Annotated in this window: 21 protein-coding genes; 12 read left to right on the forward strand and 9 right to left on the reverse strand. The window is 34.6% G+C overall.

All coding sequences use genetic code 11. From position 1 onward, the window contains the following. Window positions 1-16 precede the first annotated feature (16 nt). The 3 genes from B0A67_RS21920 to murI all read left to right on the forward strand — a co-directional run bounded on the left by B0A67_RS21920 (window position 17) and on the right by murI (window position 2,467). Window positions 17-1,018, forward strand: a complete 1,002-nt coding sequence (locus tag B0A67_RS21920; RefSeq protein ID WP_072961317.1) for an OmpH family outer membrane protein — start codon at window positions 17-19, stop codon at window positions 1,016-1,018. Between the two features lie 14 nt (window positions 1,019-1,032). Further along, entirely contained in the window at window positions 1,033-1,536 is a 504-nt protein-coding gene (locus tag B0A67_RS21925) for an OmpH family outer membrane protein (protein ID WP_393049771.1), read from the forward strand. A gap of 154 nt (window positions 1,537-1,690) precedes the next feature. Then, on the forward strand, window positions 1,691-2,467 hold the full coding sequence (gene murI / locus B0A67_RS21930) for a glutamate racemase (protein ID WP_072961319.1): 777 nt from the start codon (window positions 1,691-1,693) through the stop codon (window positions 2,465-2,467). An 8-nt stretch (window positions 2,468-2,475) separates the two neighbouring features. On the opposite strand, the gene B0A67_RS21935 is transcribed toward murI, so the two are convergent. Next, window positions 2,476-3,711, reverse strand: coding sequence for an aromatic hydrocarbon degradation protein (locus tag B0A67_RS21935; protein ID WP_072961322.1), 1,236 nt, complete (start codon window positions 3,709-3,711; stop codon window positions 2,476-2,478). Continuing rightward, window positions 3,712-5,040, reverse strand: a complete 1,329-nt coding sequence (locus B0A67_RS21940) for a DUF4270 family protein (protein ID WP_072961325.1) — start codon at window positions 5,038-5,040, stop codon at window positions 3,712-3,714. Between the two features lie 230 nt (window positions 5,041-5,270). Here B0A67_RS21940 and B0A67_RS21945 point away from each other — a divergent pair, with 230 nt between their 5' ends. From B0A67_RS21945 to B0A67_RS21970, 6 genes are all read left to right on the forward strand, one after another. Then, window positions 5,271-6,116, forward strand: coding sequence for a DUF6268 family outer membrane beta-barrel protein (locus tag B0A67_RS21945; protein ID WP_072961329.1), 846 nt, complete (start codon window positions 5,271-5,273; stop codon window positions 6,114-6,116). A gap of 16 nt (window positions 6,117-6,132) precedes the next feature. Continuing rightward, complete coding sequence (locus tag B0A67_RS21950; RefSeq protein ID WP_072961332.1) at window positions 6,133-7,140, forward strand: Kelch repeat-containing protein; 1,008 nt, start codon at window positions 6,133-6,135, stop codon at window positions 7,138-7,140. A gap of 1 nt (window position 7,141) precedes the next feature. Next, window positions 7,142-7,462, forward strand: coding sequence for a DUF4907 domain-containing protein (locus B0A67_RS21955; RefSeq protein ID WP_242671004.1), 321 nt, complete (start codon window positions 7,142-7,144; stop codon window positions 7,460-7,462). Next, a complete protein-coding gene (locus tag B0A67_RS21960; protein ID WP_072961338.1) occupies window positions 7,463-8,569 on the forward strand; it encodes a sensor histidine kinase in 1,107 nt (368 codons plus the stop codon). Between the two features lie 11 nt (window positions 8,570-8,580). Beyond that, complete coding sequence (locus B0A67_RS21965; RefSeq protein WP_072961342.1) at window positions 8,581-9,291, forward strand: dioxygenase family protein; 711 nt, start codon at window positions 8,581-8,583, stop codon at window positions 9,289-9,291. A gap of 102 nt (window positions 9,292-9,393) precedes the next feature. Beyond that, a complete protein-coding gene (locus tag B0A67_RS21970; RefSeq protein ID WP_072961345.1) occupies window positions 9,394-10,110 on the forward strand; it encodes a LytR/AlgR family response regulator transcription factor in 717 nt (238 codons plus the stop codon). 88 nt (window positions 10,111-10,198) lie between these two features. On the opposite strand, the gene B0A67_RS21975 is transcribed toward B0A67_RS21970, so the two are convergent. Together B0A67_RS21975 and B0A67_RS21980 are read right to left on the reverse strand one after the other, a co-directional pair. Continuing rightward, on the reverse strand, window positions 10,199-10,717 hold the full coding sequence (locus B0A67_RS21975; RefSeq protein WP_072961348.1) for a gamma carbonic anhydrase family protein: 519 nt from the start codon (window positions 10,715-10,717) through the stop codon (window positions 10,199-10,201). Window positions 10,718-10,727: 10 nt separating this feature from the next. After that, window positions 10,728-11,717 carry a PorP/SprF family type IX secretion system membrane protein gene (locus B0A67_RS21980; protein WP_072961351.1) on the reverse strand — a complete coding sequence of 330 codons (990 nt, stop codon included), beginning with the start codon at window positions 11,715-11,717 and terminating at the stop codon, window positions 10,728-10,730. 143 nt (window positions 11,718-11,860) lie between these two features. Here B0A67_RS21980 and B0A67_RS21985 point away from each other — a divergent pair, with 143 nt between their 5' ends. The 3 genes from B0A67_RS21985 (at window position 11,861) to B0A67_RS21995 (ending at window position 14,219) form a co-directional block, all read left to right on the forward strand. Further along, complete coding sequence (locus B0A67_RS21985) at window positions 11,861-12,760, forward strand: NifU family protein (protein WP_072961354.1); 900 nt, start codon at window positions 11,861-11,863, stop codon at window positions 12,758-12,760. A gap of 149 nt (window positions 12,761-12,909) precedes the next feature. After that, window positions 12,910-13,317: a hypothetical protein gene (locus B0A67_RS21990; RefSeq protein ID WP_072961358.1), complete on the forward strand. Its 408-nt coding sequence runs from the start codon at window positions 12,910-12,912 to the stop codon at window positions 13,315-13,317. Between the two features lie 89 nt (window positions 13,318-13,406). Then, window positions 13,407-14,219: a mechanosensitive ion channel family protein gene (locus B0A67_RS21995; protein ID WP_072961362.1), complete on the forward strand. Its 813-nt coding sequence runs from the start codon at window positions 13,407-13,409 to the stop codon at window positions 14,217-14,219. A 2-nt stretch (window positions 14,220-14,221) separates the two neighbouring features. Here B0A67_RS21995 and tsaB read toward each other — a convergent pair whose 3' ends face one another. The 5 genes from tsaB to B0A67_RS22020 form a co-directional block, all read right to left on the reverse strand. Continuing rightward, complete coding sequence (gene tsaB / locus B0A67_RS22000; RefSeq protein WP_072961365.1) at window positions 14,222-14,896, reverse strand: tRNA (adenosine(37)-N6)-threonylcarbamoyltransferase complex dimerization subunit type 1 TsaB; 675 nt, start codon at window positions 14,894-14,896, stop codon at window positions 14,222-14,224. A gap of 109 nt (window positions 14,897-15,005) precedes the next feature. Beyond that, on the reverse strand, window positions 15,006-16,298 hold the full coding sequence (locus tag B0A67_RS22005) for an efflux RND transporter periplasmic adaptor subunit (protein WP_072961368.1): 1,293 nt from the start codon (window positions 16,296-16,298) through the stop codon (window positions 15,006-15,008). Between the two features lie 6 nt (window positions 16,299-16,304). Further along, window positions 16,305-17,690 (reverse strand): TolC family protein, encoded by a 1,386-nt coding sequence (locus tag B0A67_RS22010; protein WP_072961371.1) that lies wholly within the window; start codon window positions 17,688-17,690, stop codon window positions 16,305-16,307. An 80-nt stretch (window positions 17,691-17,770) separates the two neighbouring features. Further along, window positions 17,771-18,886, reverse strand: a complete 1,116-nt coding sequence (locus B0A67_RS22015) for an efflux RND transporter periplasmic adaptor subunit (protein ID WP_072961375.1) — start codon at window positions 18,884-18,886, stop codon at window positions 17,771-17,773. Between the two features lie 39 nt (window positions 18,887-18,925). Next, window positions 18,926-20,194 carry an ABC transporter permease gene (locus B0A67_RS22020; RefSeq protein WP_072961379.1) on the reverse strand — a complete coding sequence of 423 codons (1,269 nt, stop codon included), beginning with the start codon at window positions 20,192-20,194 and terminating at the stop codon, window positions 18,926-18,928.

The raw sequence follows: 20,194 nt of genomic DNA on the forward strand, positions 1-20,194 counted from the left end.
AAAATATACTAATGTTATGAGAAAACAATTTCTATTTATGTTTTTAGCCTTAATTGTAGTAAATACAAGTAACGCTCAGACTAGAACGACAAGGATTGGTTACATTGACATGGAGTATATTTTAGAAAATGTGTCTGATTATAAAGAGGCAAAAGCGCAATTAGAGCTAAAAGCGCAAAAGTGGAAACAGGAAATAGAAGCTAAAAAACTAGACATTACAACTCTTAAAGAAGGACTTAAAGCTGAAAGAGCTTTACTTACTAAAGAGCTTATCGATGAAAGGGAAACAGAAATCAAATTTCTTGAAGATGAAATGCTGAGTTATCAGGAAAAGCAATTTGGAGCTAATGGAAATTTAATGCACCAGAAAGCTTCTCTGGCAAAACCAATACAAGATCAGGTTTTTACTGCTGTTCAGGATATTGCAGAAGCCAAGAATTATGATTTTATTTTTGATAAATCATCTGATCTGACAATGCTTTTCAGCAACAAAAGATTTGATATAAGCGATCAGGTGATACGTGTTTTAAACCGAACTGATAAAAGAGAACAGCTGACTAAAAAACAATTAAAAGATCAGGAAGCTAAAGAAAGTCTTGAAAATGCCATTGACGAGAATCCGGCATTGCAGGACAGACAAAAAGCATTAGAAGAGAAAAGAACAGCCAGAGAGAAATTAATCGAAGACCGAAGATTAGAACAGGAAGCTAAGAAAAAAGAATACGACGACAGAAGAAAAGCAATTGCAGCAGAAAGAGAAGCCAGAAAAAATGGCACGGTTTCTGAACCAGCCAAGACAGATGCAAATAAAACTGACGCAACAGCAAAACCTGCTGCCACAGCTACTGAAACAACAACGACTGAGCCGGCAGTAAACAAAGCCGAGGAAAGACAGAAACTTTACGAACAGCGTAAAAAAGAATTAGAAGAGAGAAGAAAGAAAATTTTAGAAGAACGTGAAGCGGCTAAAAAAGCAAAAGAAGCCGAAACACAAAAAGCAAATACGACCAATAATTAATTAATATTTTAAAAATGATGAAACAAATCAAAACTTTACTAATTGCTGCACTATTATTTTTAGGAGCAAGTAACACAATGAACGCACAGGCTAAGGTAGCTCATGTTGATGTTAGCGAGATCATGTCGAAAATGCCTGCAATGCTGGATGCACAAAATCAACTACAAAAATTAAGTGGTACATACGATGCTGAATACAAAAAAATGGTTGACGAATACCAAGTAAAAATCAAAAAGTATGAAGGTGAAGCTGCAACTGTAACTGATGCTGTAAACGGAGACCGTTCTAAAGAAGTTCAGGACATGCAAAAAAGAATCGTTGACTACAGAGACAACGCTCAAAAAGAATTACAACAAAAAGAAACTGACATCGTAAAACCATTAATGGAAAAAGTAAGAGCTTCTATCCAAAAAGTTGGAAAAGCTAAAGGTTTCCAATATGTATTAGATGGTTCTACTCTTTTATTAGCTGATGGTCCAAACATTACTGCTGATGTAAAAAAAGATTTAGGATTCTAAGAAACAAAATTCTTAAAACAAAAAAACTGCTTAAGCTTTCAAAAGTTTTAAGCAGTTTTTTTTTACATTAAATTAAAGCTGAAAAACTGAAAAATTCGCACATTTCATGTAAATTGGAATATCAATTTATTTCAAAAAACACTAAATTTGTATTATGACGAATAACAATCCTATAGGCGTTTTTGATTCCGGTATTGGAGGAACTTCCATCTGGAAGGCCATTCACAATTTACTACCAAACGAAAAAACCATTTATCTGGCAGATAGCAAAAATGCTCCTTACGGTCAGAGAACCAAAGAAGAAATCGTCGCGTTAAGCAAAAAGAATGTTGATTTTTTACTCGAAATGAATTGCAAACTTATCGTTGTAGCGTGTAATACTGCTACAACAAATGCCATTCTCGAACTTCGTGCTGATTATGACATCCCGTTTATAGGAATTGAACCTGCAATAAAACCGGCTGCTAATAATTCGAAAACACAAGTGATTGGTATTTTAGCCACAAAAGGGACATTAAATAGTGAACTGTTTAACAAGACAGCAGAAATGTTTCAAAACACCAAAATAATTGAACAAGTTGGCTACGGACTTGTTCAGCTTATTGAAGACGGAAATCTGAATTCGCCTGAAATGACTCAATTACTAGAATCTTATTTACAACCTATGATCGATGCTAATATTGATTATCTGGTTTTAGGATGCAGTCATTACCCCTATCTAATACCTCAGATAAAAAAAATACTGCCGAAACACATTCATATTATTGATTCCGGAGAAGCTGTAGCAAGACAGACTCAAAATATTCTGCGCGAAAAAGTTGGTTTTACAGACCTTGAAAAAAGCGATCCTGTATTTTATGTCAATTCAAATCCTGAAGTTTTAAAATCGATTTTAGACTATAAATATCCTGTAACCGAAAAAGACTTTTAGACGGTAGTCTAGTCTATTTTTCGTTTGATGAACCAAATTCCGTCCAGCGATAAATTAAGGGATATTTTATGGTAATTTTCTTTAATCAGATTATCAGAGACCCTTCCCTTTTGTCCGTATGAATACGAAATATGCAAAGCCGAATATGTATTATCTATTGGCAAGGTAAGTCCAACCGAAATCGCTGCATTATTTACTCTTTTCCCATCGACCTCAAGATAGCCGGTGTCAAAATTTACACCTGTGGCATACTGCACCCTATCCCAATATTTTCGGATATTCTTTTTAGTGCTATAGGTAAATCCAAGTGCAAATCGGTCCTGGTTTACAAAATTTCCGTACAATTCAGACTGATTGCTGTCACTCCACAAACTCTTCTCATAATCTAACGTCATATTCAGATTATTTTTAAAGCGTTTACTAATTCCGATACCCATTTCTAATGGCATATAATAATCATCCGCATCAGAAGCTACATTAGACTCTACAGTCGTAACAACCTCATCAGTAATAGTCTGAACCGTTTGAACTTTAGTTGCTTTGATTTGGGTTGGCAGTTTAAATGTTGTAGCAACAGTAAATGTAGAATCAATTTTATATTGTGCACCCAAACTTGCTCGTATACCATTATAAGTTGTCTTTTTTTGAATACTGGTAATCGAATTCATGATCAAAAAACTTCTGTTGTCAGTGGTATTCCCAAACAACACTGCTGCTGATGCTCCCACGGCTAGTTTTTTCCCGAATCGATACCCGTATGAAAAATCAAAATTATTTAATCCGCCCGAACCTACAGCCGTTAAGTAATAAAAATCCTGACTGTTTTCTATTGGTAATTTTAAATTAGAAATTTTAAATGCAGCACTTGAATACGGTCGAAGCGACACACTAAATCCGGAATTTTTAGTAACCGGAAATGCAAGGGCAATATGCGAGAATTGAAAGTTATTACGGCTTTCGCTTTTTGAACCACTTTCGTAAGTGGTTGAAATGGCTTTTCCTCCAATATCAAACATAAAGTGATTCTGAGGCAAATATCCCAGGGAAGCCGGATTTAGATTATTTATAAAAGTATCTGACGGCAAAGCCATTCCTGAGGAACCTATTGACGGAATTACTCCAAAATCAGCATCGTAGACGCTGCCAACTCCGTATAATGAATAGGGAGAACTTGAAATACTTTGAGAAAATGAAGTGAGTGACATCAAAATGAAGCCGCTCAAATATGCTATTTTACTTTTCATTTAATAGGAGATGTAATAAATTTTAATTTGGATTTTATTGTTCTCATGCTTTTGATCTCCTAAAACAACCCGGTTTACAGATTTAGAAAGTCCAGGCAATGTTAGAATAAGAGAAGATCTTGAATCAGATTGTTTCAACATTTCTTTCTGTAAAAAACTACCTATAGGTATCGTGTATCCAACATTCTCATTAAATTCATCACTTTTTTTATTCAGAGTTCCAAAAACCGTTTTCCCTGCAGAATTTACCAATGAGGCACTAATTCTGTTTAAATTATCACCTACATAAACCTGTAAAGAATCAGCCAGCGGATATTTTTGCGAATACGTATTATTAACCGCTTTTAGAAATATCTGAGCATCTACAATTGCTCCGTTTGCTGCAATATGTCTGAGCTGTTTAATGTTTGGGAAATCAATTCTGCAGGCTACTCCAGTACCGGACTGAATAAACCCCTGCCTATTGGTTAATGTACTTGACAGCTTGCTACTGGAGACGGGTAAATTTTCAAGTAAAGTCCCGGTTTTATCTGATGAAATCGAATTGAATTGTTTTCCGGCGTCCAAAATCGAAAATTCTATTGTAAACGGGACTTCTTCAGCTCCTGCCTGATACTTTGAGTAGTACATCCGTATTTTACTTGTTGCGACATGAAAACCGGTAACACTGGACGAATTAGATGTTGACGGTACAAGAACCAAACCTTTCAGATACTCTGTAAAAGTATCAAAGTCTGTAATTTCTTTTTTCTTTAATTTCTGAAAAAGAGCTGCACCAAACGCATCGCTCATTTTAACACTAATAGAATCTTTTTCTGTTGGCCTTGGTTTATACGCAATGGTTCCGATACTTTCATCACTATAAGTCAAAGTTGAATTATTATAAAAACTATAATCATCAGTATTGGGTTTTACTCTCTGGGTCAATCGATGAATATCGAACGTCTGCACTTTTGTAGTGTCACCATAATAATAGTTGTCATATTTTAAAATCATTGCAATGGAGTCAAAAACATAATTCGTGGTTTCTGTATCAGAGCCACTGGTTTTTAATATATATGATTCTCCTGATAATTGAAAATAGCTGTTCGATTTTACCTTTCCAAAAATCGGATCTTCATAGTTCCCCACTAAAATTCGGTTTTGATTGGAAGTAACAAGAGAATCAAAATTAATAGTCGACATTTCTACTGTCACAGTATCGATTAAAATAACTTTATTGCCAACAGCCAGGTAATCTGATCCAACAACAAATTCGCCAGCATCGGCATCTGTTCCACAGGAAATTACAGCCATACCCAAAAACAACATCAATATAAACTTGTGCATAATCAATTTTTTCAACAAATATAAATTGCACTCTTCTGCACTACACTATAACATATACAGTCGTGCCTTTTTGCCCTATAAACAGCAAAAAATGATCTACAACACATAAATGACCGCTAATAATTCATTCAACCTTAAAAAAGGCTGTTTAGTCTATCAAAAAGTGCCATACATATATCTTCTTTTTTTTAAAACCATTACCCTCCTACTTTTGAACCAATAAATAAGTAATGAAAACAAGGTTTTTAATTTGGTCGATTTTTTTACTCTCCATTTTTAGCATGAAAGCTCAGGAAAACTTTTCAGTCAGCATGAATGTAAAAACAGAACCAACTGACAAAATTGATTTTAACGAAACCAATATCGGCATATCGTTTAACAAAAAAATAAGCGCCAAAAACAACATAACAAACACATTAGAATATTCGAATCTGAAAGTGAATTATGAAACAGACAGTTACAATAATCCGTATGAGAATCTCGATCGGTTTAATCAGATCAGCAACAAATTTGAATTTTCGCATGAAATTTCAAATGCAACAAAGCTGAATTTTTCAATTACGCCAACCGTCAATTTTCAAAGTAATTTAGACGCAGATGCATTTTCAGTTTTAGGAAATTTTGAGATCAGACAGCAATTAAGTTCCACTACCAATATCAGCATTGGCGTAGCGAGAACAACTGTTTTTGGGGCTCCTAAATTCATGCCAGTTGTATCATTACACTATCAAATAAACAATACAGGTTCTTTGATGATCGGGTTTCCGGACTCAAAGATTTCATACGCAAATAACATTCGAAACATGTTCAGCCTGAGCAATAGCTTCAACGGTACTTTTTATCATTTAGATTCTCAAAACAATCTAAATACCAATGCCACAAAAGTTAGCCTGTCACAAATGACCTCGGCACTTGAATATGAAAGAAATGTAGATACAAACTGGTTTCTGAATTTTAAAGCCGGATATGATTTTAACAAAAAATACGATCTGATCGATAATGACAATCATAAAGTATATGATTTTAATACAGGCAATGGTTACATTTTAGGAATTGGTATCAAATACAAACAATAAATAAATTTAATACACTATGAATAATTTTAAAAAAGGAATATTATTCTCGGCATTGTTTTCCGGCCTTATTTTTATAGGCTGCAGCAACGACAATAACGATGATGATTTAATGGGAAACTGGATAAAAAAATCAGCATTCGACGGACCTGCCAGATCTAGTGCGACCAGTTTTGTTATTGGAGATTATGCTTATGTAGCAACAGGCTATACGGGAGATGAATATTTAAAAGATTTATGGTCATATAATTCTACAGGAGACTATTGGGAACAAAAGGCAGATTTTTCAGGAGTGGGAAGAAGTTCTGCTTCTAGTTTTACATTAAACGGAAAAGGCTATGTTGGTCTTGGGTATGACGGAACAAATAGATTAAAAGATTTTTATCAATATGATCCTGCGAGCAATAGCTGGATTCAAAAAACTGATTTTGCAGGAACAGGCCGCTTTGGTGCTGTAGGTTTTCAGGCTGGAGGAAAGGCTTATTTTGGAACTGGTTATGACGGAAATTACCTGAAAGATTTCTACCAATACAACGATCAGACAAATTCGTGGACACTGGTAAATGGATTTGGCGGTAATAAAAGACGTAACGCTACGGCTTTTGTAATTGGAGATAAAGCTTATCTGGTAACGGGAAGTAATAACGCCGTTTATCAGGAAGATTTTTGGGAATTTGATCCTGCTACAGAAGTATGGACCAGAAAACGCGACATCAATAAAAATACTGATGACGACTACACTTATAATGACGACTATGCAATCGTACGTTCGAATGCTTCCAGTTTTTCAATGAGCGGACTGGGATATGTTGTAGGTGGAGAAAGTATAAAAACAATCTGGGAATATAATCCAACAACGGATTTATGGGTAGAAAGAACTCCTATGGAAGGTGCTACAAGAACGGATGCTGTTGGGTTTGCAATCAATAATCGTGGTTTTTATATGTTGGGCAGAGTGGGCTCTACTTACTTTGATGATACCTGGGAATTTAAACCTCTAGAAGAACAAAACGACAATGACAATTAAAATGCAAAAACAATTCTTCTGGTATAAAAGCCGGAAGAATTTATTGTTGATTTTAGTGGCTTTACAATTTTTAGCCTGTGCGAAAAATGAAACTTTTAAAATCGAAGCCTTCAAAACTACGTCAGGTTGGGGTTATTCGATTGCTACAAAGAACAAAATCATCATCAAGCAGGCTATTATTCCAGTCATAAACGATAACAAAAGCTTCTCGACAGAAGCCGACGCGCTAAAAATCGCAAATTTGGTCGTAGAGAAACTCAGCAACAACATATCACCAACTGTAACCAAAAATGATTTAATTTTATTAAAAATTAAATTATAAATGACACTAGACATTATCAAAAATACAAACTCAAATAAAATTCTGTTCCATAGCATCATCTGGATATTCTTTATCCTGACTTCATTAATTGAATTTTATGAAAGTCCGTTTGCAATCAACAATGATTTCTATGTACAGTGGACAACGGGAATTGTTTTATTTTATCTGAACTATTTTTATTTGGTGCCTGTCTTGCTTTTAGAGAAAAAATACTGGCTTTATTTTGCCTTTGTTTTTGCTGTCATTCTATTGTTTATGATTATCAGAATTAATTATTTTATTCCTGAATTTAAATTTGCAAGGACACGAATAATGCCGCCGCCTGAAGATCTTAAATACATGTTTAAAGACCGGAGATTCAAACCAATGTCGTTGGTCACAAGACAGCCATTGTTCTTTAAAATTGGTCCTTCTTTTTTCTATATTTTAATTATTACCATAAGTGCCATTATCAGAACACTTACCGAATTTTATAACAATCAGCAGAATAAGTTAATTGCCGAAACGCATCGAACAAATACCGAATTGATTTATTTACGCAAACAAACCAATCCGCATTTTTTATTCAATTCGCTAAACAGCATCTATTCACTGGCACACAAAAAATCTGATTTGGTCCCTGATGCCATCGTAACATTATCAGAATTAATGCGCTATATGCTGTATGAAACTGACAATAAAACGGTGGCTTTAGAAAAAGAAGTCAATTATATCCAGAATTATATCGAGTTACAAAAACTGAGACTTAACAATATCGAAGATATTTTTATCAATGTTCACGGTGATACGAAAAACAAGTTTATCGAACCTTTATTATTGATTTCTTTTGTTGAAAATGCTTTTAAATACGGAACGGATTACAAAGGTGCCGCTCATGTAAAAATCAAAATTTTTATTCTGGAAAACAGTCTAGATTTCTGGATCGAAAACACGATTGAAAATTATGTAAAAGATCCTGACAACTCGGGAATTGGATTGGTAAACATTCAAAACCGACTTGATTTGCTTTATCCTAACGCACACGAACTTACTATAACGCAGGACAATGAATACTATCGTGTGCATCTGAATTTAAAACTAGATAAAATTCAGACTGCAATAAATTAACACATTCGATTATGGACAGAAAGAAATTCATCCGAAATGGTCTTTTAGGAATTGCTTCGTTAGCAACAGCTTCTAAACTATTAGAATCCTGTTCTAAAAATGATCATGATGATAGTGGCTCCGGTTCTCAGGAAGACGGAAGCTGCACTGTTTCCCCATCAGAAACAAAAGGGCCTTTCCCCATCAAAACGCCTAGTCAGCTGGTTTTAGAAAATATAAAATCAGACCGGGTTGGCATCGCTTTACTGATTAATTTAGTGATCGAAAATAAAACTAACAACTGTTCGCCACTCGCCGGAGTTTTAGTTGATGTCTGGCATTGTGACAAAGACGGAAATTACTCCGAATATGGCGGAACTTCAATGCAGCCAAAAGATTATTCTTCGGTTCATTTTTTAAGAGGAAGACAAACCACCAATTCAAAAGGAGAAGTTTCGTTTATTTCGATTTTCCCGGGCTGGTACCAAGGCAGGGCACCTCATGTACATGTAGAAGTTTTAAGCACTAACGGCGCATCATTATTAGTAACACAAATTGCTTTTCCTGAAACCGTTTCAAGTACCGTTTATTCAAGCGAAAACTATGTGAGCCACGGTCAGGCCGACACTTCGAATACAAAAGACAATGTTTTTTCAGACAGTTTAGCCGATGAATTGGCAACACTAACAGGCAATCTTACAGATGGTTATACATTAAGCAAAACCATCACTGTAAATACATAATTCAGGTTCAGTCAGTATTTTATGATAATTTTAAAACTTAATTTACTGGTTTAAAACTACTTTTGACTGCCAAAGCAAAATTTAAATTTAAAACCTCAGCAAATGAAATGTGTAATTATAGACGATGAACCTTTAGCGGTTGAATTATTAGAAGATTTTGTTCGAAAGGTAGATTCACTTGAGCTAATAAATACATTTAATAATGCTATTGATGCCGTTTCGTTTATTAATCAAAACAGTATCGATTTGATTTTTCTTGACATTCAGATGCCTCATTTTTCAGGAATTGATTTCTTAAATACGATCGAGAAAAAGCCCTTGGTTATTTTTACCACAGCTTATTCTGATTATGCCGTTGAAGGTTTTAATCTTGGAGCTGTCGATTATTTGGTAAAACCAATTCCGTTTCACCGCTTCTTAAAATCAGTTGTAAGAGCACAGCAGGTTTTAAATCCGTCAACCAATATTCAGGCCATTTCTGAAAGTACAACTGCACCTGAATTAGAGCAGGATTTTATGTTTGTGAGGGCAGAATACGAAAATGTAAAAATGAATTTTGCGGATATTTTATTTATCGAAGGCCTAAAAGACTACGTCAAAATTTACACTACTGATAATAAATTTACACTGACTTTAATCAGTTTAATAAAACTCGAAAATTTACTTTCAAGCAAAGGATTCTCCAGAATTCACAGGTCGTATATCATTAATATAAAACATGTAAAATCAATACAAAAAAATAAAGTTTTGATTAGCGACAAACGAATTCCGATAAGCGAAAGTTATAAAAATACTTTTTTTGAGAAAATCAATTTGTAGGTCTTTAAATTCCAAAAAATAAAATTCCAAATTCCAAAGCGGGCTGATCCTTTATTGGAATTTGGATTTTTTTTTGGATTTTAGAATTTTATTCTTCGTTTTTAAACCAGCCTGAATACATGACATAATTGTTCGAAATACGCTCTATTTCGCCAGCAAAATCAGATTGGTCAATGTCTTTTACTTTCTTTGCCGGAACACCTGCATAAATAGTCCCCGAAGCTACAACTGTATTTTGTGTTACAACGGCACCGGCGGCTATAATCGAATTACTTTCGACCACACAATTGTCCATTACGATAGCGCCCATTCCAATCAGCACATTGTCATGAATCGTACATCCGTGCACTATAGCATTATGTCCTATCGAAACATTATTACCAATAATCGTTGGATGTTTTTGATACGTACAATGAATGACGGCCCCATCCTGAATATTCACTTTATTGCCTATCGAAATAAAATTAACATCACCTCGAATAACCGCATTGAACCACACGCTGCAGGAATCTCCAAATACAACATCGCCAACAATTGTAGCATTTTCAGCAACATAACAATCCTCAGGAATAGAAGGCGTTTTTCCGTTTACAGATTTAATCAGCATAATAAAAAATTTAATTAATGGCCGGACAATTACAATCGTAACGTTCCTTTTTACAAAATAAATTGATTCCCAAAGTAATTTGATGGTATCCTCCGGTATCAAATTTTACGTTGCCTGTAACTTGAGAATACGTGTATGCAAACATAAAATTATTATAGTTCAGACCTATGATAGGTGTAATATATTGCAATTTCTGACCCGAAACCCCGCTTGCTGTACTGTATTGTGCACCATCAAAACTTCTTCGGTAAGACAATGCTGCCCACAAACTTCCAAAATCCATATTCTTGTAGGCTTTCAGGTTTAAGTCAATTGATTTCTGTTTGGTTTTATCAAATACCTGAAGTAAAACTGACGGTTCCCAGGTAATCTTGTCTCTTTTACCAAAAACATATCCGGCACTTAAAAGAAACTTTCTAAGATTATCACTTTCATAATCTGTATACAATTCTCTTCTGGTTTCCAGTAATCCCTGCACTGTTGCATGGGCATAAAAATCAAGGTAGTTATACGATGCTCCAAGATCAACGTTGAAATAGGAATCTTTCTGAATAGAACCGAAAACAATTGGATCAAAAGTTCCTCCAAATTTGGTTTCGTCTAACTGACTCTGAATCAAACCTCCGCTAATACCAAAAGAAAGCTGATTCAAATCAATCTCGTCTCTCGAAAACATGATATGATGAGCGTAGGTAAGCTTTACTCCTTTTTGTGAATGGTAGCCATTTTTATCATTAAAAACAATAATCCCGGCTCCTGAACGCTCTCCTACCCTTCCATTGAAAGTTAAAGTTTGAAGTGCCGGTGCATCATCCTGACCAAACCATTGTTTTCTGGCTGTCAATCTTATTTTTGCACAATTGGCAGCACCTGCCATTGAGGGATGAATCAGGTAATAATTATCTGATAAATAATCAGAGTAAACAGGAATTCCTTCTTGCGAATACGAATAAAATGTAGTGATCAAAAAAATAAATAAAACCCTGATTTTAAATTCCATAAAGGCAATTTTGTTTAAATATTTTTTAGACTCTACTAATTTAATACGATTTATTTGAAAAGAGTCTTAATTATTTTATTAAAAAATCAAATATAGGTATTAGTAGAAAATAACTTTACTAAATTTGTAAAAAATTACAAATCATGACAAAAATCACCATAAAAGAAACTCAAAATCCAACTATACTAAAGTTCGAATTTGAAGATTTCATTACAAAAAATCAAAACTTCGAATTTAAAAATATTGATGAAGCCCAGGCATCACCGTTAGCACAACAATTATTTTATCTTCCGTTTGTAAAAACAGTTTATATCTCAGGAAATTTTATCGCTATCGAAAGATACAGTATTGTAGAATGGGATGATGTAAAAGATGCTGTTGCTGAACAAATTACAGCTTTTGTAGACAAAGGCGGTGTTATTATAAAACTTGATGAAAATCAGCCTAAAAAACAACCTATTACAGTTTACGGGGAAACAACACCTAATCCTGCTGCACTAAAATTTGTAGTAAGCAGAATGTTGACTAAAAATGCTGTTGAATATAAAAACATAGATCAGACTGCATCTTCGCCATTGGCAAAAGAATTGTTCAAATTTCCCTATGTAAAAGAAGTTTTCATTGACGAAAATTACATTTCGGTAACTAAATATGATATCAACGACTGGGATGAAATTACCCTGGAAGTAAGAACTTTTATTAAACAATTTATAGAAAATGGAGGAACTGTTTTAGATGAAAGCTTAATCGAAGTGGCCACTAAAAACGATATTACCAAAGATGAAGCATTTGACAAACTAGATGTTACATCACAACAGATCATCAATATTCTAGAAGAATATGTAAAACCGGCGGTTGCGGCTGATGGCGGAAACATTGCTTTTGATTCTTATAATGAAGATGACAAAACAGTAAAAGTAATTTTACAAGGTGCCTGCAGCGGTTGTCCGTCCTCCACTTTTACTTTAAAAAGCGGAATCGAAAATATGCTAAAAAGCATGTTGAACGATGAAGGTATTAAAGTGGAAGCTGTAAATGCATAACTATTTATTTCAGTAAAATATGAAAAGCGTCCGCCATTGGCGGGCGCTTTTTCATTATATACATATCTACTTAATTATCAATAAATTATTATCTTAATTATAGGATAAAAATAGTTAATATTGTATTTTAAACTAATCAATATACAACTATGGGATTATCTTCATTTTTCAGGAATTTATTTGGCACAGCCAAAGATTCTGCTTCTGATCTGGCAACACAGGCCGAAACTACATTTGAACAGGTTAAAGAAGCTGCGACACCTTACATCGAGAAAGCGGAAACTTTTGCAGAAGAAACAATAGCAAAAGCAAAAGAAGCTTCTGAACCAATCCTTGACAGTGCATCAGAATACGCACATCAGGCGAAAGAAATCGTAAGCGAATATGTTGAGAAGGCTTCAGATTCATTAGGCGAGGTAATCGATTCTGTAAAAGAAAAAGCAAGCGAATTAACAACTGATACTAAAACAGTTGCTTTAGAAACAGCAACTGATATTAACGCAAAAACGGAAGTTACAGCGGATAAAATTATTGACACCATCCCTCCAAAGGAATAGAAACTCTTTTTTCTTATAAAAATAAATATTTCTATATTTGCAGTACTAATATACCTTCTCCTTTGAGAAGGTTTTTTTATTCGAAAAACATGAACATGAATCCTGATCAGGTCAGCAATTACCTCACTAAATTTATTGACGTACTGGTTGACTATTCGCCTAAATTAATTTCGGCCTTTATTATTTTATTTGTTGGTATCTATGCTATCAGACTGATAAATAGAATTATCACGAAAGTAATGGTTCAAAGAAATCTGGATCCCACACTAACCAAATTTCTTTCTGATATCTTAATATGGGCGCTCCGAATTTTGCTGTTTGTCACTTTTATTTCAAAACTTGGAATAGAAACATCTTCGTTTGTTGCCATTTTAGGAGCAATGGGACTTGCAGTAGGTTTATCATTGCAAGGTTCTCTTTCTAATTTTGCCGGAGGAATGTTAATTATCGTTTTCAAACCTTTTAAAGTGGGTGATACGATCGAAGCACAAGGTATTGCCGGTACGGTAGTAGAGATTCAAATATTTGTTACCAAGATGCTTATGGGCAACAATCAAACCGTATTTGTGCCCAATGGCGCTTTATCAAACGGAACAATCATCAACTACTCTATGCAGGGAGAACGAAGAGCAGATTTTACATTTTCAGTCTCGTACGAATCTGATATCAAAAAAGCAAAAGAAATTCTTTTGGGTGTTTTAAACAACAATCCTAAGGTACTTAAAACTCCTGCACCAGAAGTTTTTGTAAAAAACCTAACGGCAAACTCTGTTGATTTTGCAGTACGTCCGTGGGCAAAAAAAGCAGATTATGGATCTGTTTTTTCAGATACTTTAGAAGATTGCAAAATAGCTTTAGACGAGGCCGGAATTTCATTTCAGCCCTTTACGATTGAAAAATAAAATTATTCCTTTTTTGATGGAGGTGCCATCATAAAATCTTTTAAATAATAAGGTTCAAAATAAGCGACATCAACAGTGTCGCTTTTTTGGTATTTATTATAACTGATTTTACTCATCGCAGCGGCAGAAGGATATTTGATTTCCTCTAAAAACACAAAGTTTTCTTTTGTTAAAACAGTTTTGCATTTCTCTGCACAATCACCAACAAAATAGAGTGTTTCAGTATAATCCTTAAAAGAATCTTCTGTTATAACCTCCGCTTCAATTGGTCTTTCAATTTCTAAATCTGCAGTAAAAATTTCACTATAAACTTCCATTCTTCTGGCATCGATCATCGGGATAATCTTACCGTCTGAAACATTTGCCTGAGAAGCTAATGTCTGTAATGTATCAACAGCAATTAAAGGGATATTTAACGCATAACACAATCCTTTTGCCGCAGATACTCCAATACGCAAACCGGTATAAGAACCTGGTCCCTGGCTTACTGCAACAGCAATTAGATCCTGAACTGTAATTCCTGCCTCTGCAATTACTTCTTCAATAAAAACATGTAATTTTTCAGCATGAGAATATCCTTCTTCAGCAATTTCTTTACACACAATTGTTTCTCCATTTTTAGCAATGGACACGGAGCAATTTTTAGTAGCAGTTTCTATATTGAGAATAAAAGACAAAATGTTTATTTTTTAATTAATTATTACTGTCAGGCTGATCGAAGTCAAAGTTCTTTTTTCGCAAACCTTCGACTTCGTTCAGTTCGACAATCTTAAAGATGTATTTCGTTTATTTCTTAGGCAAATCGGCACTTTTAAGCTTGACTTTATCACCGGAATTCAGTTCCTTAGAAACGGTAGTATAAGGTCCGGTAATCACAACATCTCCAGGTTTTAATCCTGACATTACTTCGATATTGGTATCATCCTGAATACCTGTCTTAATGATTCTGATTTTAGCTTTATCACCTTCTTTCACAAAAACACATTCGAATTTTTTATCGTTTTTTGGTGTTGTTTTTTTATCGTCAGCTGGCTCTTCAATTTTAATATTTTTTACAGCTGTCGTATCTGCTTTTACCACGACAGCGCTAATTGGCACTGCCAGAACATTATTTTTTGTTTTTGTAATAATATCAACCGTCGCTGTCATTCCTGGTCTAAAAGGCGAATATGTATTGGGTTTGCCTTCTAATAAATCCTGATACGAGTCTTTTAGAATACGAACTTTCACTTTAAAATTGGTTACCTGATCTGATGTCAAAGTTGTACTTGCTGAATTCGAAATACTCGTTACAGTACCTTTGAATTTCTTTTTTAAGTAGGCATCCACTTCAACGTTTGCTTCATCACCAATCTTAACTTTTACAATATCATTTTCGTTTACATCAACTTCAACTTCCATATTGTTCAGGTTTGCTACTCTCAAAAGTTCTGTTCCTGCCATTTGTTGCGTTCCCAAAACGCGCTCTCCCAATTCAACATTTAATACTGAAATTGTTCCGTCAGCAGGCGCATAAATTAAGGTACGTCCTAAATTATCTTTTGCTTCAGTAACAGAGGCAGAGGCACTTTGAACATTATAATAGGCATTTTGTTTGGTTGCTTTTGCTACTTCATAAGTAGAAATTGCTTTATCCCAATCTGATTTTGAGATTACGCCTTTATCGTATAATGTTTTATTACGCTCATAACTTGCTTTTGCTTCTTTATAACTGGCCTCAGACTGTGTCAAACCAGCTTTCGTACCGGATAAATTAGCCAGAGACCGGTCTAAACCTGAAGTATACAAATCCGGGTTTATTTTTACCAATAGATCCCCTTTTTTAACGACTTGTCCTTCTTTTACATTCAGGGCAATAATTTCACCTGAAACCATTGATGAAAGTTTCACCTCTATTTCCGGCTGAATTTTTCCTGTTGCAGAAACCGTCTCCACAATAGTTGAAGCTACTACTTTTGAAACTTCTACTTCTTTCCCTTCATCCTTATTTCCTATCACACCAGCTTTTGAAAGACTTATCAATGCTATAACAAGAACTAAAGCACCACCAAGTAAGAAATAAATTGTTTTTTTTGACATAATAAATTATTTTGTGATAATTGGGACAATTGGAATTCCAAAGTAGAATTCAAGTATTTTTATTTTAAACATGTAATCGTATTTTGTTCTGATAACATCTGACTGTGCATTGGTTAACAATGTTTGCGCCTGAGTAAAGTCAAATGAATTCATCAAACCTACATCGTACTTTTCTTTAGCATAATTGTAAGCCTGCTGTCTTGCCTCTAAAGTTACCGTTGATGATTCATACGTATTCAAAGCACCTTTTGCATCTGTAAAAGCAGTGTAAACGTTACGTTGCAAATCTAAACTTTTTTGCTCTAAATCTATTTTAGATTTATCTAAACTTACCTTACTTCTTTCTACATTATTTCTAACTGAAAAACCATTAAAAATAGGAACATTCAACTGAAAACCAAAATTGTGTCCTTTGTTATCACTAAACTGATCTAAAACAGAATGTGGTCCTGCATAAACCGGGTTTCCGCTACCATCTGTTCCAATAAGTCTGTCACTGTAACTTGCACTCGTACTGAACTGATAAAAACCTCTAAGCGTAGGCTGAAAAGCACCTCTTGCTATGGCAACACTTTTCTCTGCAATTTCAAGATTTGTTTGCGCCAGCTTCAATTCTGTTCTTATTTCTTTTGCCTTATTATAAATATCCGTTGGAGTTTGTGCCAGAATATTATTTTCATCCTTTACACTTGTATCATCTACAACATCAAAATCAGTAAATTCTTTTAATTGTAAAAGCTGTGCTAAACTCAATTTAGAAATTAATAAACTATTTTCAGCAATAATTATAGCTTGTTGATCAGTTGCTTCAGTAGCTTTTAAATCATACAAATCGCCACGTGGAATTGTTCCTGCATTGACCATTTCCTGAGAACGCGCTAAACGCTTCTGATCGATTAGTAATTGTTCTTTTTTTACTTTTAAATTTTCTTTATTAAAAAGGATTTCCAAAAATGCATTCGCTACATTCAGAGAAATATCTTCCTGCATTTTCAATAATTGATATTGTGATGCTATAATCGAAAGTTTCGCTCTTCTGTAACTATTCTGATTTTGTAAACCTTTGTAGATATCAACACCCGCACTAGCTCCTAATGAAGAATACTGTGTCGTTTGAGTGGTAGCAATATTGGTCACCGGGTTAACGTTCAAACCAATATTCCAGGAATGAGAAGCACTTCCGCTTACTGATGGAAGAAAACTTCCTAATGCTCCTTTTTTATCAATTGCAGCATTTTTTACATCCAGCTCTGATAATTTTATTGTGATATTATTATCCAGTGCATAACGCACGCATTCTTCTAATGTCCATTTTTTTGATTGTGTCTGAGCCGATAAACCAAGCCCCAGCAACAGGGCTAAAACAAGACTATTATATTTATTTATTTTCATATATTTTGAATGAAAGCATAGCAGAAGATGCTACGCAAATTTAACATTTTAAACCCCAAAAACTCTTTTATCCTTTCAAATTATTTTTTCTCTCCTTCATTGATCAATCCCTGATTCCAGATTTTAATTTTATCCGAAGCTGCAAGTCCGCTTTTAACCTGAACATAAATTCCGTCGCTAACTCCTAAAACTAAATCTCTTCTTTGAAATTTTTGCGAAGCAGTTTCAATTTCAACATACGGTTTTTGAGTTTTTTTGTCAAATTGAACTAATGATTCTTTTATAGCCAAAACTTTATCCGCTTTCTCTAAAATGATTGAAGCGTTTGCACTAAGGCCTGCTCTGATAAAAGTTGCATCCCTGTTTTCTAATCTCGCTTTTATTTCAAACTGAATAGCACCATTTTCTACCACTCCTTTGGGAGCAATATCAGTCAAAACAGCTTCGAATTTTTTGTTTTCGATTGCTCCAACTGTAATTTCAATAGGCATTTTTTCTTTGATTTTACCTACTTCAGATTCATCAATTTTTCCAATAAAAATCATTCTTCCAACATCTGCAACACTAGCAATTGTAGTTCCTTCATTAAAATTATTACTTTCAATAACCTGATTTCCTACTTTTACCGGAACTGCTAAAACCATTCCTGTTACTGTTGAACGAATTAAGGTATTGGCATAACTTCCAAGTGAAGTCGTTGTACCTGTTTTTACGATATCTAAACTTTGTTTCGCTGCCAGATAGTTTTGTTTTGCTTGTGTATATGATAATTGCGCTGCATCAAAATCATTTGCTGAAATTACATCTTTCTCAAACAAGGTTTTTTGTCTTTTGTAGATTTTTTCCTGATTGTCTAAGGCAATTTTTGCCGTTTGTACCTGATTTTGGGTACTGCTTACATTAGACACATTCGCTACAACTCTAATTTTGGCAATCATATCACCAGCTTTGATTTTCTCTCCCGCTTTGATATACACTTCTTCGATAATACCTGAGATATTTGGTTTGATGAGAACTTCTTCATCAGGCTGAATGTTACCGGTGGCAATTGCCGTTTTCACAATCGTTTTAACCTCTGCTTTTTCAGTTTGAAAAACAATTGGAGATTGTTGATTTTTAGCATACAGATAATATAGTGCGCCAAAGAAAACTATAGCAATTAAGATTAAAATGGTAACGGTTACTCCTTTTTTCATTTTGTTTTTGGTTTAATCGATTATATTTTGATTGATAATTTATTCTGTTCGTAAAGCGTCTACGGGCTTTACACTAATTGCGGTCTGTGCCGGAATAAATCCTGCCAGCAAACCCGATCCTATTAATATTAATAATGCAACAAATACTACTCTTAAATCTACGCTTGGGTTAGCAAACATAGTATTGTTTCCTGCTGGCATTGAATCTAAGAACATATTCAGGACGGCAACAACTCCGGTTGCCACAGCAACACCAAACATTCCTGAGATAATAGTCAAAAATATAGATTCAGATAAAATCTGACCCCGAATCGCGCCCGGTGTAGCACCTAAAGCCCTACGGATTCCGATTTCTTTAGTACGTTCCTTAACTACAATGAGCATAATATTGGAGATTCCGATTACTCCGGAGATCAGCACTAAAGATCCTACAAAATAAGCAATGAAATTTAAGATATCAAACAAACTTTGCACTTTTCCAAATTGTTCATACATATCGAAATTTCCAATAGCACGATCGTCCTTTGGATGTATGTAATGAAGCACCTTCATCTGATCTAAAATTTTTGGTTTCAGATCGGTAATCGAAACTTCATCTCTGGCTGTAAGAGCCATCCAGCCTACTTTATCGCCATAATTAAAAGCTTGCTGAAAGGTTGTAAAGGGTACAAATATATTCTTTTGCTCTTCCTCTGCATTCCCACCGGTTTGCTTAGAATTATAAATTCCCACAACCATAAAATTGATTCCGTTGATTTTTACATAGGTACCAACAGCTTCTTCTTCTTTTCCGTAAAGTTCACTAATAACTCCTTTTCCAATCACCGCGACTTTTCGTCTTTCCAGAATATCCTGTTGATTTACAAAACGTCCTTTTATGATATCCATTGGCTGTTGCTTGATGAGTTCAGGATAATCTCCGTAAACCGCAAAAGCAGATGTTTTAGTACCACGTACCACGTTATTTGTCCCGTTGTTAGAATTTCCCAATTGATTTCTTGGCGAAACGTATAACAAATCCGGAAAAGCAGCTTTTAAGGCGGCGACATCACTATTTCTAAAATCAAAACGGCGTGTTTTAGGCAATCCTTTATATGCTTTTGAAGTCGTTTGACTCCACATAAACATCGTATTAGTTGCTATTCCGTCAAAATCTTTTTTTACTCCATTTTCAAGTCCCTTTCCTACTGCAAGTAATATTACCAGAATAAAAATTCCCCAAAACACTCCAAATGCAGTTAGGACCGTTCTGAAAACATTGGCTGTTAAAGCCTCTAAAATCTCGTCCCAATTATCTTTCTTAAACAT

It is taken from the genome of Flavobacterium aquidurense, from assembly GCF_002217195.1.
GTDB classification, from domain to species: Bacteria; Bacteroidota; Bacteroidia; order Flavobacteriales; family Flavobacteriaceae; genus Flavobacterium; species Flavobacterium frigidimaris.